The sequence below is a fragment of the Streptomyces sp. UG1 genome (genome assembly GCF_049974585.1).
Lineage (GTDB): Bacteria > Actinomycetota > Actinomycetes > Streptomycetales > Streptomycetaceae > Streptomyces.
Genome location: NZ_JBNGGG010000044.1, coordinates 22490 through 37435, shown reverse-complemented (window position 1 = coordinate 37435; position 14946 = coordinate 22490). Strand labels below are relative to the sequence as shown.

Below are 14946 nucleotides of genomic sequence, written 5' to 3'. Positions count from 1 at the left end.
CCTCTCGGCTCACTCGCCTCACTCGCCGCGGTACAGCTCACGTTTGTCGATGTAGCGCACGACTCCGTCGGGCACCAGATACCAGATGGGCTCTCCCTTCGCGACTCTCGCGCGGCAATCGGTGGACGAGATGGCCAGCGCGGGAACCTCGACCAACGACACGCCGCCTTCCGGGAGGCCGTCGTCGTCGAGGTGGTGGCCGGGCCGGGTGGCGCCGATGAAGTGCGCGAGGGAGAACAGTTCCTCGGAGTCCCGCCAGGTCAGGATCTGGGCGAGGGCGTCGGCGCCGGTGATGAAGAACAGGTCGGTGTCGGGGTTGAGCGCGCGCAGGTCGCGCAGGGTGTCCACCGTGTACGTCGGGCCGCCGCGGTCGATGTCGATGCGGCTGACGGAGAACTGCGGGTTCTCGGCGGTGGCGATGACCGTCATCAGATAGCGGTCCTCGGCCGGGGAGACGTGCCGGTGGGTCTTCTGCCAGGGCTGGCCGGTCGGGACGAACACGACCTCGTCGAGGTGGAACTGCGCGGCCACCTCACTGGCCGCGACGAGGTGGCCGTGGTGGATCGGGTCGAACGTTCCGCCCATGACGCCGAGACGGCGCTTGCCGTGGTTCGTCGGGCCGTTTCCGGGGCCGGTAGGCATGTCCTGCTCTCCCATGCGTGCAGACCCTACCGGCCCCGCCTGAGAGCTCCGGCCGGCCGTGGGCCGGGCGAAGTGAGGGGCTGGCCGGGACTCAGCGGTCGCGGTTGAAGCGGGTGGTGATCCACAGCAGCAGCATGAGGATGATGAACGCGCCACCGCCGGTGGCCCAGGCGCTGATGCTGTCGTGGTTGCCGCCACCGTGCTCCTCGCCCTCGGCGGCGAGGGTGACCAACTGGGCAGCGGCGCTGTGGAAGCTCATCTTCGGCGTGACCTATCGGGTGTGGGCGGGATAAAGATGTCGGCTCATCGTAAGCGGGCGCCATGACGGCCATCACGCCGACTCCACCGTTGGGCCGCCTTCGACGAGCGGCGGGAACCTTCCGGGCCGCTCAGTCGTCCTTCCGCCTGTAGCCCCGCAACAGGAACCACGCGGTCAGCACACAGCCCACGACCATCACGATCAGTACGACCCGGAGCAGATTCCCCGCCCCCTGCTGCTCGGCGGCGCTCGCGGCCTCGGTGAGCCAGGCGGCCGCGGGGTTGTGCTCCATGACGCGGAACTCCTTCGTTGTAGTGCCCGTCCACGGTAACTCCGCCTAGGCTGGGCTCAGCTTCGGGGGCGCAAAGGGCGGAACAAGGCTCCGCAAAGGGCCGAGAGAGACCCATCCACACGCACATGGGGGAAGACATGTCCGACGGCCACGAGCACAACGGGCACGAGAACGTACCGAGCCGGCAGCGCAGGCGTTTCCCCGAGATCTCCTCGCGTGCGTACGAGCATCCGGCGGACCGCTCGGCCCTGGTGGCCCTGCGCAAGCTCAGCGGCTTCGACACGGTCTTCAAGGCGCTGAGCGGCCTGCTGCCCGAGCGCAGCCTCAGGCTGCTGTTCCTGTCCGACTCCGTGCGGGTCTCGGAACAGCAGTTCGCCGACCTCAACGACATGCTGCGGGACGCCTGCTACATCCTGGACCTGGAGAAGGTCCCGCCGATGTACGTCAACCAGGACCCGGTGCCCAACGCGATGTGCATCGGCCTGGACGAGCCGATCATCGTGGTCACCACGGGCCTGGTCGAGCTGCTCGACGAGGAGGAGATGCGGGCGGTGATCGGCCACGAGGTGGGCCACGCCCTCTCCGGTCACTCGGTGTACCGCACGATTCTGCTGTTCCTGACCAGCCTGGCGGTCCGGGTCGCCTGGATCCCGCTCGGCAATCTCGCGATCATGGCGATCGTCACCGCGCTGCGGGAGTGGTTCCGCAAGTCGGAGCTGTCCGCCGACCGCGCCGGCCTGCTGGTCGGCCAGGACCTGCAGGCCTCGATGCGCGGCCTGATGAAGCTCGCGGGCGGCCACCATCTGCACCAGATGAACGTGGACGCGTTCCTGAAGCAGGCCGAGGAGTACGAGGCGGGCGGCGACCTGCGCGACTCGGTGCTGAAGATCCTGAACGTGCTGCCGCGCTCCCACCCCTTCACCACGGTCCGCGCGGCCGAGCTGAAGAAGTGGTCCGAGTCCCGTGACTACCAGCGGATCATGGACGGCCACTACCCGCGCCGCTCGGAGGACAAGGACACCTCGGTCAGCGGCTCCTTCCGCGAGTCGGCGTCCCACTACGCCACCCATGTGAAGTCCTCCAAGGACCCGCTGATGAAGCTGGTCACGGACATCGCGGGCGGCGCGGGCGACCTGGGCGGTCGGGTCCGGCGAGGCTTCGGCGGCTTCACGAGCGCCCCGCCGAAGGACGGACCGAGGCGGGACGACAGGGACGACTCCGGGACCGGGGACTGACGACTCCGGGACCGGGGACTCAGGAGCGGGGACTGAGGAGCGAGGGACCGAGGACAGGGCCTGTTCCGAGTTTCCCGGCGGCTCACCCCCCTTGGCTCACACCTTCGGCTGCGCCCCCGCCGCCAGCGATCCGCACAGTGCCGTCGCCCCGCCGGTGGCGTAGGGGTCGGTGCCGGCCGGGCCGCCCTCCTTCGCCGTCTGGCCCGCCAGCAGCGGACGCAGCCGGTTCGTCGAGTCGTCGGCGCAGGACAGCGGGCCGGCCTGGACGTAGGAGACGACGAGCTGGGTCTGGTGCAGCCGCAGGTCCTCGCGGTCGAAGCGGAAGTGCAGCTCCCGCCGCACGGTGAACAGTGACGCCTCGGCAGCCTTCGCACCGGCGTCCGATGCCCGCAGGGCGTAGACGAAGGTGTGGTCGGCCGTGACCTCGAGCGTCGACGAGTCGGCCTCGGCGGCCTGGAGCGTGCCCTGGACCCGGATCCGGCGATCGGCCAGCTCCGCCTGGGAGGAGTCGAAGCGCACCAGCCACCCGGTCGGCGCGTGCCGCCCGTCCGCAGCCGGACGCCCGAAGCTCTGGTCGAACTGGTCCAGTTGATCGGGATCCAGCAGCACCCGCACCGGACGCACCTGGTCGCCGGTGAGCACCTCGGGATACAGCGAGGACCGCACGATGTAGTCCTTCGCGATGGTCAGCGCGTTCGTGACATCGCCGTCGGAGAAGTGCGCGGTACGCCGCGCGGCCGGCAGCGGGATGCCCTCCGCGCCGATCCGGAACTGCGCGGCGGGACTGTGCGCGTACAGAGAGTCGGCGTCGGCCGTCCCGGGCACCTCGCCCTGCGGGGCGAGCGGGATGACGGTCATCCGCAGCGGCTCGGCGGTCGGCCCGGAGGAGGCCGGGGTCTGATAGGGGTGCCGTACACCCATGTAGATCGCCGTACCGAAGGCCACGGCGATCAGCAGGACGAGGACGAGCGCCTGCCGGGACAGCCCGCGGCGCAGAGGCGGACGGCGGCGCACGGCGGGCGCGTGGTCGGCGATGCGCTCCTGTGCGGAGAACTCCTGGAGGCGGGCAGCGCGGACGAACGACTCGTCGAAGACGACGGATCGGTACTCTTCCTCGCCACCTCCGGGGCCGCCTTCGGGTGTCCCCTCAGGTGGGTCTCCAGGCCCTCCCATATCTTCAGGGTAGGTCGCCGGAAGGTCGGGTAAACGCCCTGCTGCGCGACAAGTTCTGACAGGTTCTCACCAGGATTGCGCGGCAGCTCTCCGTAGTGCTCAGGCCCTCGATCGACTCCGGTCAGGGCGTGCGCGGGGTCGCCGGGACGGCCGGTGGCGAGTAGTCGGCGGAGGCGGAGGGCGACGCCGCGCCACCCTGCTCCAGCCCGGTGGACGCCCCCGGTGGCGAGCCCGGGTCCCGGTTGTCCGAGGAGGCGCCGCGGTAGACCGCCGCGAAGGCCAGCGCGACCATGCCGATGCCCATCACGAGGGCGAGGATCCAGGCGACCGGACGATGCCAGCGGACCTGCTTGCCGTACGTGCCCGGGGCGCCGTAAGGGCCCTCGAGAATGTCCGTGTCGTCCAGATCGTCCAGCTCGGGATCATGGCCGAAACCGGTGCGGTCGTCGGGGCCGTACCCCTCCTCGTACCGCTCGCCCCGGCCGTGTGCCCGGCGCGCTTCCGCCTCGGAGGCCTCCGCTCTGGCCTGGGCGGCGGCCAGGAGGCGTTCGACGGCGGTCGGCTCGTGCACCACGGCCGCCCGTACGAAGGCCTCGTCGAAGACCACGGAGGCGAACTCTTCGTCCGACACCCCGCGGTCGTGGTCGTCGTCGGGCTCCCAGCCGTCAGGGAACGGCGTGCCCCCCACGTCCTCCGGCACGGGATCCAGAGTAGTCCTGGGGGGTCAATTTGGGCAGACGGTATGGAAATTCATCCGCCTTGTGAGACGCCTCTCGTGCGGCACGGAGGCAGCGCGGGGGCGCGTGTCGGACGCATATGCCCTGGTCGTGCGCCGCGCGCCCCCGACGCCGCTCAGCGCCGTACGTGCCCGTCCCCGGTGACGATGTACTTGGTGCTGGTCAGCTCCGGCAGGCCCATCGGGCCGCGGGCGTGCAGCTTCTGCGTGGAGATGCCGATCTCCGCGCCGAAGCCGAACTGGCCGCCGTCGGTGAAGCGGGTGGAGGCGTTCACCGCGACCGTCGTGGAGTCGACCAGTTGGGTGAAGCGGCGGGCGGCCTGCTGCGAGGTGGTGACGATGGCCTCGGTGTGACCGGAGGTCCACAGCCGGATGTGCTCGACGGCCCTGTCGAGAGAGTCGACCACCGCCGCCGCGATGTCGTACGACAGGTACTCCGTCTCCCAGTCCTCCGCCGTGGCCTCGACGACGGTCGCCTTGGAGTCCTTGGCGTACGCCAGCACCCTCTCGTCGGCGTGCACGGTCACCCCGGCCTCCGCGAGGGCGTCCAGGGCGCGCGGCAGGAACTCGGGGGCGATGTCCTGGTGGACCAGCAGGGTCTCGGCGGCGTTGCAGACGCTGACCCGCTGGGCCTTGGAGTTGATCAGGATCTCGAGGGCCATGTCGAGGTCGGCGTGGGCGTCGACGTAGACGTGGCAGTTGCCGGTGCCGGTCTCGATGACCGGGACGATCGACTCCGAGACGACGGTCTGGATCAGCGAGGCGCCGCCGCGCGGGATCAGCACGTCGACCAGGCCGCGGGCCCGCATCAGCTCGCGCACGCTCTCGCGGCTCTCGCCGGGCACGAGCTGCACGGCGTCGGCGGGCAGCCCGGCCCCGCCCACGGCGTCGCGGAGCACCCGGACGAGGGCGGTGTTCGACTCGTACGCCGAGGCCGAGCCGCGCAGCAGCACGGCGTTGCCGGACTTCAGGCACAGGGCGGCGGCGTCCACGGTGACGTTCGGGCGGGCCTCGTAGATGATCCCGACGACGCCGAGCGGGACGCGGACCTGGCGCAGGTCGATGCCGTTGGGAAGCGTCGAGCCGCGCACGACCTCGCCGACCGGGTCGGGTAGCGCGACGACGTCCCGGACGTCGGAGGCGATGGCCCGCACGCGCTCCGGCGTCAGCGTCAGCCGGTCGATGATCGCCTCGCTGGTGCCGGCCTCGCGGGCCTTGGCGATGTCCTTGGCGTTGGCCTCGACGATCTCACTCGTACGGACTTCCAGGGCGTCCGCGATGGCCAGCAGCGCGTCGTCCTTCTCGGCCCGCGGCAGCGGGGCGAGGTCGGCGGCGGCGGCCTTGGCGCGGTAGGCGGCCCGGTTGACCGGGGACATGGAGTCGTACGGCGAAAGCGTGGTCATGAAAGAAGGGTAGTGCGGTCGCGGGGCCGGGCCGCCGGGTGTTCCGAACCGCGAGACAAGACGCCCAGGTCGGATCAATCAGGGGTGTCGGTTCAATAGGGGTGGACACCGACCGGGGTCGCCGGCGGCGGTCCGTAGCCCTCGGCGATGCGCTGGTGATAGGTCTCGCGGTCGATGACCTCCAGGCCGACGATCTCCCAGGGCGGCAGCCCCGCGCTCTGCCGGTGCTCGCCCCACAGGCGCAGGGCGACGGCCGCCGCGTCGTGCAGGTCGCGGGCCTCTTCCCAGTAGCGGATCTCGGCGTGGTCGTTGGCATACCGGCTGGTCAGCAGAAAGGGGTGGTCGTGGGCGAGCTGCTCGAGGGCGCGCCGCACCTCCTTCAGCGGGGCCTCCTGGCCGGAGACGCTGAGGGTGACGTGCCACAGGCGGGGCAGGTCCTCGGGCTGCTCGTACCGGTCTCCGGCCGCGACGCTCGTCAAGGCGCGCTCCTCACCGGCCGTGCGGGACGCCGCCGCCCCGGGGCGCACTCGTCTCACGACGGCCTCCTTCACGCAAGGGTCGAGCAGTGTGGAATGTGTCCCTGAGACAAAGTTGAGCAGGCCGCAAGGGCTCGCGGGGCGGTTTTGCGGAACGTCCACCTCAGGGCGACGCCGATAGCAGGGCGTTCCCCCTGTTTTCGGCCGCAGCCGCCTTCCAGGGCCCCGTACTCACCAAGCCCTCAGGGATGCATGACCACCAAGTCGTCCCGGTGCACGACCTCCCGCTCGTACTCCGCCCCCAGCTCCCGCGCCAGCTCCCGCGTCGATCGCCCGAGCAGTTGCGGGATCTCCTTGGCGTCGAAGTTGACGAGCCCGCGTGCGACCGCGTGCCCCGTGCTGTCGCGCAGTTCGACCGGGTCGCCCGCGCTGAACTCGCCCTCGACGGCGGCGATCCCGGCCGGGAGCAGGGACTTGCGGTGCTCCACGACCGCCCGTACCGCACCGTCGTCCAGGGTGAGCGCACCCTGCGGAGTGGACGCGTGCTGGAGCCACAGCAGCCGGTCCGCGGAGCGCTTGCCGGTGGCGTGGAAGTACGTGCCGGTGTCGCCGCCGGAGAGGGCCTCGGCCGCGTGGATCGCGCTGGTCAGCACCACGGGGATGCCGGCGGCGGCCGCGATCCGGGCCGCCTCGACCTTGGTGACCATGCCGCCGGTGCCGACGCCCGCCTTGCCCGCGCTGCCGATGTCGACCCCGGCGAGGTCGGACGGCTCGCGCACCTGCGCTATCCGCGACGTCCCCGGTTTGCTGGGGTCGCCGTCGTACACGCCGTCCACGTCGGACAGCAGCACCAGCAGGTCGGCCCGCACCAAATGCGCCACCAGCGCGGCGAGCCGGTCGTTGTCGCCGAAGCGGATCTCGTCCGTGGCGACGGTGTCGTTCTCGTTGACGATCGGGAACGCGCCCATCGCGAGCAGCTTGTCGAGGGTGCGCGAGGCGTTGCGGTGGTGGGCCCTGCGGCTCATGTCGTCGCTGGTCAGCAGCACCTGGCCGACGCGGACGCCGTAGCGGGCGAAGGAGGCGGTGTAGCGGGCGACGAGCAGGCCCTGGCCGACGCTGGCGGCGGCCTGCTGGCGGGCCAGGTCCTTGGGGCGGCGGCGCAGGCCCAGCGGGGCGAGTCCGGCCGCGATGGCGCCGGAGGAGACCAGGACGACCTCCCGCTCCCCGCCGCTGCGGGTCTTGGCCAGGACGTCCACGAGCGCGTCGACGCGGTCGGCGTCCAGGCCGCCCGAAGCGGTCGTCAGCGACGAGGAGCCCACCTTGACGACGACCCTGCGGGCCTCGCGCACACCCTGCCTTGCCCCTGCCACCTGTGCTTTCCCCTCGCCCGGACGCCGGTTGCCTGCCTCGAAATCTACGCGAAGCGGATGGTGCGGCGCGCACCCGTCCAGCCTCCGGACAGCCAGGAGCCGACCACCGCGCGTCACTGCGGGCACTCAGGACACGTGCGTGTCGTCTGTAGGCAGCCGCGCGTTAACCCGGGCGCACGAACGTCCCGCGCCGACCTTGGAGTGACCGCAGTTGCCCACACCCCCGTCCCGCATCCCGGCCAGAGCCCTGGTCGCGGCTCTCCTGGTGGCAGCCTTCTGCGCCCAGGCCGTGGCCGCGCTGCGCCCGCACGTCCCGCTGCTGCTCGCCGCGACGGTCACGTCCCTGGCCGTCGAGGGCGCGCTGTACCGCTGGCACCGCGGCATGCTGTCGATGTTCGCCAAGTCCCACGCGGACATCACCGTGCGACATGTGCTGCGGGACCTGCTGCTCGTCGTGGCCCTGCTGCGGCTGGGCGAGCAGCAGCGGGAGACGCTGTACACACCGCTCGTCGCCGGACTGCTCGCCTTCTACGCGCTGCACTGCGCCATCCAGGCGCTGTCGGTGCTGGTCCGCCGCACCCGCACCCTGCCGGTGGTCACCCGCAACATCGACGCCTCCGCGCTGCGCCTGTCCCCCGCCCCGCCGGCCCTGCTGCGCCGCCCCGCCGACCGTCTGCCGGCCTACGGCCTCCCGGCCACGGCGGGCCTGCTGACCACCGCGGCCACCGACGACCCGCGCTGCGCGGCGCTGGGCATCGCGCTGTCCCTGGGGCTCGCCCTGCTGGGCCTGTACGACCTCCTGCTGCGGCTGCTGCCGAGCCGTCGCCCGGCGAGCGAGCGGGAGGCGCTGGCGTGGCTGGACGCCTGGCTGGCGGAGTACCGGCCGACGGTCGGCCTGTACTTCTCCGGCGGCGCAGCCTCGGCGTACCAGGCCAACATGTGGCTGGAGCCGCTCGCGAAGGTGGACGGCCGGCCACTGATCGTGCTGCGCGAGCGGTTCATGGTGCAGAAGATCGCCCCGACCGACGTACCGATCCTGTGCCTGCCGAAGGTCTCGACGCTGATGCGCCTGGAGGACTCCTCGCTCCAGGTCCTCATCCACCCCTCGAACTCCGGCAAGACCTCCCAGGTGCTGCGCATCCCCACGCTCAAGCACACCTTCGTCAACCACGGGGAGAGCGACAAGCTGTCGTCCTGCAACCCGTACGCGAAGGCCTACGACGAGGTGTGGGTGGCCGGTCCGGCGGCGCGGGAGCGGTACGCGCTGGCCGAGGTCGGCGTCGAGGACAAGGACGTGGTGGAGATCGGCCGCCCGCAACTGGATGACGTACGGCAGTACGAGGGCCCTCCGACGGACGCCGGCACGACCGTCCTGTACGCGCCGACCTGGGAGGGCTGGGACGGCAACCCGGGCAACACCTCGGTGATCGAGGCCGGCGAGAACCTCGTACGGGCGCTGCTCGCCGACCCCGGCGTACGGCTGCTGTACAAGCCGCATCCGCTGACCGGTTCGGTGGATCCGCGTGCCGGGGCGGCCGATCTGCGGATCCGTGAGCTGATCCGGGCGGCGAACCGGGAGCGGGCGGGCGAGCGGCCGCGTGACACGGGGGAACTCGCTCTGCGGACACGGGAGTTGGACCGGCTCACCACGACCGCGCTGCGGGCCGGTGCCGATCAGGTGGAGCGGATGATGGTCCAGTCGGCGCCGGAGCCGGGGCGGGCGGACGCGGTGGCGGCGGCCACGGCGGCCTGGGAGGAGGCGTACTGGGCGTCGCTGCCGCCGTGGGAGCACCAGGTCGTCACGGACGTCCGGCCCACGCTGTACGCCTGCTTCAACCGGTCGGACCTGCTGATCAGCGATGTGTCCAGCGTGATCAGCGACTTCCTGGCGAGCGGGAAGCCGTACGCCGTGGCCAACACCAGCGGCTTCGGGGAGGACGTGTTCCGCAAGGCGTTCCCGACCGTGCGCGCGGCGACCGTGCTGACGCCGGACGGGGCCGGGGTGCCGGACCTGTTGGAGACGGTGCGGCACCCCGAGAAGGACGAACTGGCCGAGGCGCGGGCGGAGTTGAAGCGCGAACTGCTGGGGCCCGACGAGCCGGTGTCACAGGTGCGCTTCAACGCGGCCGTGCAGGCGCTGTGTGCCAAGGCCGAGGAGCACCGGGCGCGGATGGCGGAGCGGCTGGCGGCGGAGATCGCCACCGAGATCCCGGACCAGCGCCGGTCGCCTACGCCGCCGCAGCCCGCCCACCCGGCGTAGGCCCGCCCGAGGACCTGAGCACCCGGCGCGCCTTGCGCGCCGCACGCCGCAGGAACGAGTCCGTGCCGCCCTCGCGATACCCGTGGATGGCGCGGGCCTCGCGCGGTTCGGCGAGGTACACGGAGTCGGAAATCCCCGCCGCCCGGTCCCGGAAGTGCGGGTAGACGAGATAGACCCGGTGGCCCTTCTTCTCCAGGAGGGCCTCCGCCTGCTTCTTGGCCTTGACGAACTCCACCACGGGCAGGAGGAGTTCGGGGCGCTGTTCGGCGACCAGGTGCAGGCGCAGGCGCTCGTGGACCTTGAGGCGGCGGGCGATGCCGGGGGTCCAGAAGGCGTCCATGAGGGGCCGCGCGAGTTCCAGCTTGTGCTGCCTGACCTTCTCGCTGTCCCTGGCGTACTGGGGCCCGAACTGCGGCAGCAGGGTGATGAGGAAGGGGCGGATCATGAGCAGGTCGCGCCGGTCGCCCGCGGGTATGTGCTCGGCTATCAGGTTCATCAGGGCGCGTGCCGAGTCGAAGCGCAGGGTGTAGCCGCCGCTCTTCGTGACGTGCTTGCCGTCGTCGCGGCCCACCAGGTAGTAGCAGGTGTAGTCGGCGACCACGGACACGCCGTCGGCCCGCAGATAGGCCTCCATGGTGAACAGCGCGTCCTCGCCGGTCCACAGGGACTCGTCGAAGCGCATGTCGTGCCGGGTCAGCAGGTCCCGGCGGAACAGCTTCTGCGCGCTCAGCGTGAACTTGATGTTGGAGGAGAAGACGTCGGTACGGTCCAGCGTCTTGCCCCACATCGACTTGGGTGCGCTGCGGTTGACGCCTTCGATGCGGCCGAGCACGACGTCCGTGCCGTTCTCGTCGGCCATCGCGACCATGCGCTCCAGGGCCTCGGGGCCCAGCCGGTCGTCGGCGTCGAGGAAGAAGACGTAACGCCCGGTCGCCTTGGACAGACCGACGTTGCGCGGGCCGCTGGGGCCGCCGGAGTTCTCCTGGCGGATGACGGTGACCTGCATCGGCACGCGGGCCGCGAACTCCTCCAGGCACTCCCCCGTGCCGTCCGTCGAACCGTCGTCGACGGCGATGACCTCGATGCGCTCCGGGTCGATGGTCTGCGCCTCGACGGATGCCAGGCACTCGACCAGGTACGGCATCGCTTCGTACGCCCCGATGATCACAGTCACATCAGGCTGCGCAACGGTCACGTCTTCTCCTCTTTAAGGGGATATCTCCCCTGTGCCACCTAATTCGTTTACCTGCTAGACGGCCGATTGTGGGAAGCGGTTGCCTCATGGACATGACTTGGTGAGACAGATCACGTCGAGAGCTCACAGAAAGGGCGCGGCCCCCGAGGAGGATTCCTCGGGGGCCGCGCCCTGCGTTAGGTCTGCGGGTCAGGCGGTCAGCTCGGCGCCGGTGGCCGCCGCTCGTGACTCCTGGCCGACGTTGCGCGCCTCGGCCTTGATGGCGAGGTTCGCCACGGCGGTGTTGAACTGCTCGATGGACGTCGGCTCGTCCGGGCCCAGCAGGTACCGCTTGAGGTCCTTGCGGTCCTCGGCCAGCGGGTCGGCGGACGGGTCCCGTACGGCGTCCAGCAGCTCGCCCAGCTCGGCCGCGCTGTTGGACAGGATCGTCGCCGCGCGCACCGCGGTGTTCTGCCGCTTGAACTCCTCCACGCCCAGTTCGGCGGAGTCCGTGACGGCGTACGGCTTGCCGCTGGCGATGAAGTCGGAGACCACGCTGGAGATGTCCGAGACCATCGCGTCGGAGACGTTGAAGCAGTCGTACAGCCGCGGCTCGGCGCCGGTGATGACGCGGTGCTCCCAGTCCGGGACGGACCGCCAGTACGCGTCGTTCCACTCGGTGCGCAGTCGGGCGATCTCCTCGTGCTTGGCGATGTCCACCAGGCCGTCACGGGTGGCCTCGGCCTCGTCGCCCTTGCCGAAGCCGTTGCCGTTGCCACCGCCGTTGCCGGACAGCTCGGCCAGGCGGGCCTCGATGCGGGTCAGCTCGGCCTTGGCGGCGCTCTGCGCGGCGGCGTCGACCGTGAAGCGCGTATCGGTGGCCCGCTCGGCGGCGGCCTTCTCGACCAGCGCGGTGATCCGCCGGTGCGCGGCGCCGGCCTCCTTGCTGACGGTGCCGGTGAAGGGGTGCGGCTTGTACAGGACGCGGACCGGCGGGTCGGCCTTGACCAGCTTCTTCACGATGTTCTCACCGGCGAGCACGAGCGAGGTGTTGCCGGGGTTGCCGTCCCAGCCCTCCCAGGTCGGCGCGTACAGGACCGTCGGGGTGCGGCCTTCGGGGACGCCGTGCCGGCCCTGGATCGGCGCGAGCTGCGGGCGCCCGACCTCGACGATGTCCTCGTCACGGACGCCGACGTCGGCTATGGCGTAGCGGTCGCGGCCGGCGCGGCCGGCGGTCCACACCTCGTCGTAGACCTTGCTGTACGGGTTGACGCTGGCCAGCTTGTCGCTGTCGCCGTGGCCGATGAAGACGTGCTTCATGGTGGGCACGCGCAGCAGGTGGATGTTCTTGCCGACGTTCGCCGCGTACAGCGCGACGCGCACGTTGGTCAGGTCCAGGTTCATCAGGTGCACACCGCCCGGCACACAGATGACGGGGACCGTGGTGGGCGCCAGGCTGTTCAGGATGGCCCGCTCACGCAGGATGATCAACGGCTTGGAGTCCAGCTGCTCCATGGTCTCCAGCCACATGTTGACCTGGTAGGCGGAGTCCTTGGAGCCGGAGAAGTACAGCACCGTCTCGGGCTTGTACTCGGCCAGCCAGTCGTCGACGGCGGCCAGGACCTTGTCGGCGTTCGGCGGGGTCTTCGCGCCGCGCACGTACGGCATCAGCGCCAGCACGTACGCGCTGCCCAGGCCCACGGTGATGCCGATGCCGACGAAGCCGACGACGGCCGACTCCAGGGCGCCGGAGACGAGGATGCCGACGACGGCCGCGAGGTCGAGGTGCAGCATCTTCTCGGCCGAGCGGTGCAGCAGCCGGCGCGACGGGGCGTCCGGGATGCGGATGCGGGAGGCGAGGTCGATGTTGCGGGTGGCGACCGGCATACGGCGGCGGTTGCGGATCAGGGTGACCAGCGCGCCGTGCGGGGCCTGAAGGCCGTAGAAGGCGATGAAGCAGGCGATCGCGCCGTAGTAGATCAGGTTGTCCGCGAGGCTGAGCCGGGCCAGCAGCAGGATCAGCAGCAACTGCCGGATCAGGAACCGGATCGACAGACCGGCACGCACCTTGCTCAGACGGTTGACCAGATAACTGCTCTTGCGGTGCAGATAGTGGTCCGCCAGGTACGTCACGGCGGCCGCGGCCGCGAAGGCGGGAATGCTCGGGACGAGCGCGGCCAGCATGAGTGCCGGGAAGCCCAGCATCATGAGAGCCGCCGCGGCCAGCTCGGCCGCGCTGCCCACCCGGGCGACGCGAATAGCGGTGGATATCACGGAGAACCTGCTCAGGGAGAGGGGCCGGTCTGAGGGGGGGGAAGGACTCAGGCCTCTGTGAATTCTTCGTGAAAGAAGAAACGCAGAGGCCTGAATTCCATAAGGCTATTAAATCTTGATTATGCCATGCCGTCCTGGCGGTCGAGGACACTGGCCAGTGCCTGCTCGAAACCGGACGCCTGGCCGGCGGCCGCGGTCGGGTCCTGCTGGCGGACGTCGATGACATGGCCGGTCAGCTCGGACAGCAGCACGTCCAGGGACGTACGGGCGACGGCCTCGGAGGAGAGCAGACTGCCGGCGGGCTCCTGGCCGAAGGCCTTGGTGCGCATCGGGGTGGCGGTGCGCTCGGGGTTGATGCAGTTGACGCGGATGCCGTCGCCGGCCCACTCGTCGGACAGGGCCTGGGTGAGGTTCACCATGGCGGCCTTGGTCGAGGAGTAGAGGCTGTACTCGGCGCGGCCGCGGGTGTAGCTGCTGGAGGTGTACAGCAACAGTTGGCCCTTGGTCTCGGCCAGGTACTTGTACGAGGACCGCGCGATCTGCACCGGGGCGAGGTAGTTGACCTTCAGCGCCTCCTCGATGGTGGCGTTGTCGGTCTCGGCGAGCTTGCCGATGCGCAGCACACCGGCGGTGTTGACGACGTAGTCGATGCGCCCGGTCTCGGCGTAGGCCTTGGACAGCGCGTCGTCGACCTCCTCCGGGTTCTCCACGTGGGTGCCGGTGGTGGAGCGGCCCAGCGCGTACACCTTGGCGCCGTAGGACTCGGCGAGTTCGGCGATGTCCTTGCCGATGCCGTACGAACCGCCGAAGACGACGACGGTCTTGCCGGTCAGCAGCTCGCGGTAGGCCTCCTCGGAGACCTGCTCGGGCGTGGCGGTGGAAGCGAGCTGGAACAGCTTGTCGGCGATGAAGACGTCGACGGGCTGGGTGACCTTCATGTTGTACTCGTCACCCGCGACGACGTGGATCGGCACGTCCGGCAGGTACTTGAGTACGACGGTGCAGTCGTCCGTGGCCTGGAAGTTGGGGTCACCGGCCGCGACCTCGTAGGCCCGCTTGATCGTGGACAGCTTGAAGGCCTGCGGGGTCTGGCCGCGGCGCAGCCGGGAGCGGTCCGGGATCTCGGTGATGAACTCGCCGTCCTCACCGTGCGTGCGCGTGACGATGATGGTGTCCGCGGACGGGATGGCGACGTCGACGGCCTGGTAACGCTCCAGCGCCACCACGCAGTCGTCGATCACGCGCCGTGACAGCAGCGGACGCACGGCGTCGTGGAACAGGACGTTGAGGTCCTCGCCCTCGGCCAGGCCCTCGCCGAGGGCCGCGATGGCGCGCTCGGTGGTCTCGTTGCGTGTCGAGCCGCCCTCGATGATCTTCTTGACCTTCGTGAACCCGGCCTTGGCGACGATCTTCTCGACGTCCGGCACATAGCCGGGCGCCATCAGCACGATGACGTCGTCGATCGAGTCGGCCTTCTCGAAGGTGGTCAGGGTGTGCTCGATGACTGCCTTGCCGGCGATCTTCAGCAACTGCTTGGGGATCGACAGACCCACGCGCTGACCGGTGCCACCGGCCAGGATCACTGCGGTGGTACGGGGCTTGGCTATGTGCTGGGACACAGGTGACCTACCTTGTGGCGACTGGGAACTTGG

General features: G+C 70.3%; 13 protein-coding genes. 2 read left to right on the top strand and 11 right to left on the bottom strand.

Annotated elements, in window-relative coordinates; translation table 11 throughout:
• Nucleotides 1-18: 18 nt before the first annotated feature.
• From nadD to ACP4J3_RS39025, 3 genes are all read right to left on the bottom strand, one after another.
• On the bottom strand, nt 19-657 hold the full coding sequence (nadD, locus tag ACP4J3_RS39035; RefSeq protein ID WP_426541083.1) for a nicotinate-nucleotide adenylyltransferase: 639 nt from the start codon (nt 655-657) through the stop codon (nt 19-21).
• A 76-nt stretch (nt 658-733) separates the two neighbouring features.
• Nucleotides 734-901, bottom strand: a complete 168-nt coding sequence (locus ACP4J3_RS39030; protein ID WP_426541082.1) for a hypothetical protein — start codon at nt 899-901, stop codon at nt 734-736.
• Nucleotides 902-1031: 130 nt separating this feature from the next.
• Nucleotides 1032-1193: a hypothetical protein gene (locus ACP4J3_RS39025; protein WP_426541081.1), complete on the bottom strand. Its 162-nt coding sequence runs from the start codon at nt 1191-1193 to the stop codon at nt 1032-1034.
• 137 nt (nt 1194-1330) lie between these two features.
• Between ACP4J3_RS39025 and ACP4J3_RS39020 the strand changes: the two genes are divergently transcribed.
• Nucleotides 1331-2428 (top strand): M48 family metallopeptidase, encoded by a 1098-nt coding sequence (locus ACP4J3_RS39020; protein WP_426541080.1) that lies wholly within the window; start codon nt 1331-1333, stop codon nt 2426-2428.
• Between the two features lie 96 nt (nt 2429-2524).
• Here the strand turns inward: ACP4J3_RS39020 and ACP4J3_RS39015 are convergent, their stop codons facing one another.
• The 5 genes from ACP4J3_RS39015 to proB form a co-directional block, all read right to left on the bottom strand.
• A complete protein-coding gene (locus ACP4J3_RS39015) occupies nt 2525-3601 on the bottom strand; it encodes a hypothetical protein (protein ID WP_426541079.1) in 1077 nt (358 codons plus the stop codon).
• Nucleotides 3602-3722: 121 nt separating this feature from the next.
• Nucleotides 3723-4301 carry a hypothetical protein gene (locus ACP4J3_RS39010; protein ID WP_426541078.1) on the bottom strand — a complete coding sequence of 193 codons (579 nt, stop codon included), beginning with the start codon at nt 4299-4301 and terminating at the stop codon, nt 3723-3725.
• Between the two features lie 152 nt (nt 4302-4453).
• Nucleotides 4454-5740, bottom strand: a complete 1287-nt coding sequence (locus ACP4J3_RS39005; RefSeq protein WP_426541077.1) for a glutamate-5-semialdehyde dehydrogenase — start codon at nt 5738-5740, stop codon at nt 4454-4456.
• A 92-nt stretch (nt 5741-5832) separates the two neighbouring features.
• Nucleotides 5833-6276, bottom strand: a complete 444-nt coding sequence (locus ACP4J3_RS39000; RefSeq protein WP_426541076.1) for a hypothetical protein — start codon at nt 6274-6276, stop codon at nt 5833-5835.
• Between the two features lie 182 nt (nt 6277-6458).
• Nucleotides 6459-7565 carry a glutamate 5-kinase gene (gene proB, locus ACP4J3_RS38995; RefSeq protein WP_426541143.1) on the bottom strand — a complete coding sequence of 369 codons (1107 nt, stop codon included), beginning with the start codon at nt 7563-7565 and terminating at the stop codon, nt 6459-6461.
• 232 nt (nt 7566-7797) lie between these two features.
• On the opposite strand from proB, the gene ACP4J3_RS38990 reads away from it, so the two are divergent.
• Entirely contained in the window at nt 7798-9846 is a 2049-nt protein-coding gene (locus ACP4J3_RS38990) for a hypothetical protein (RefSeq protein WP_426541075.1), read from the top strand.
• Here ACP4J3_RS38990 and ACP4J3_RS38985 read toward each other — a convergent pair.
• From ACP4J3_RS38985 to ACP4J3_RS38975, 3 genes are all read right to left on the bottom strand, one after another.
• Entirely contained in the window at nt 9815-11041 is a 1227-nt protein-coding gene (locus tag ACP4J3_RS38985; RefSeq protein ID WP_426541074.1) for a glycosyltransferase family 2 protein, read from the bottom strand. The genes ACP4J3_RS38990 and ACP4J3_RS38985 overlap by 32 nt on opposite strands.
• Nucleotides 11042-11230: 189 nt before the next feature.
• Nucleotides 11231-13264, bottom strand: coding sequence for a hypothetical protein (locus ACP4J3_RS38980; protein WP_426541142.1), 2034 nt, complete (start codon nt 13262-13264; stop codon nt 11231-11233).
• Nucleotides 13265-13413: 149 nt separating this feature from the next.
• On the bottom strand, nt 13414-14913 hold the full coding sequence (locus ACP4J3_RS38975; RefSeq protein ID WP_426541073.1) for a D-ribitol-5-phosphate cytidylyltransferase: 1500 nt from the start codon (nt 14911-14913) through the stop codon (nt 13414-13416).
• Nucleotides 14914-14946 lie beyond the last annotated feature (33 nt).

Bases quoted from the DNA above. Each gene is read 5' to 3' on its own strand.
- ACP4J3_RS39005 (WP_426541077.1), bottom strand. From the start codon at position 5,740: ATGACCACGCTTTCGCCGTACGACTCCATGTCCCCGGTCAACCGGGCC.
- ACP4J3_RS39025 (WP_426541081.1), bottom strand. From the start codon at position 1,193: ATGGAGCACAACCCCGCGGCCGCCTGGCTCACCGAGGCCGCGAGCGCC.
- ACP4J3_RS39015 (WP_426541079.1), bottom strand. From the start codon at position 3,601: ATGGGAGGGCCTGGAGACCCACCTGAGGGGACACCCGAAGGCGGCCCC.
- ACP4J3_RS39020 (WP_426541080.1), top strand. From the start codon at position 1,331: ATGTCCGACGGCCACGAGCACAACGGGCACGAGAACGTACCGAGCCGG.
- ACP4J3_RS39030 (WP_426541082.1), bottom strand. From the start codon at position 901: ATGAGCTTCCACAGCGCCGCTGCCCAGTTGGTCACCCTCGCCGCCGAG.
- nadD (WP_426541083.1), bottom strand. From the start codon at position 657: ATGGGAGAGCAGGACATGCCTACCGGCCCCGGAAACGGCCCGACGAAC.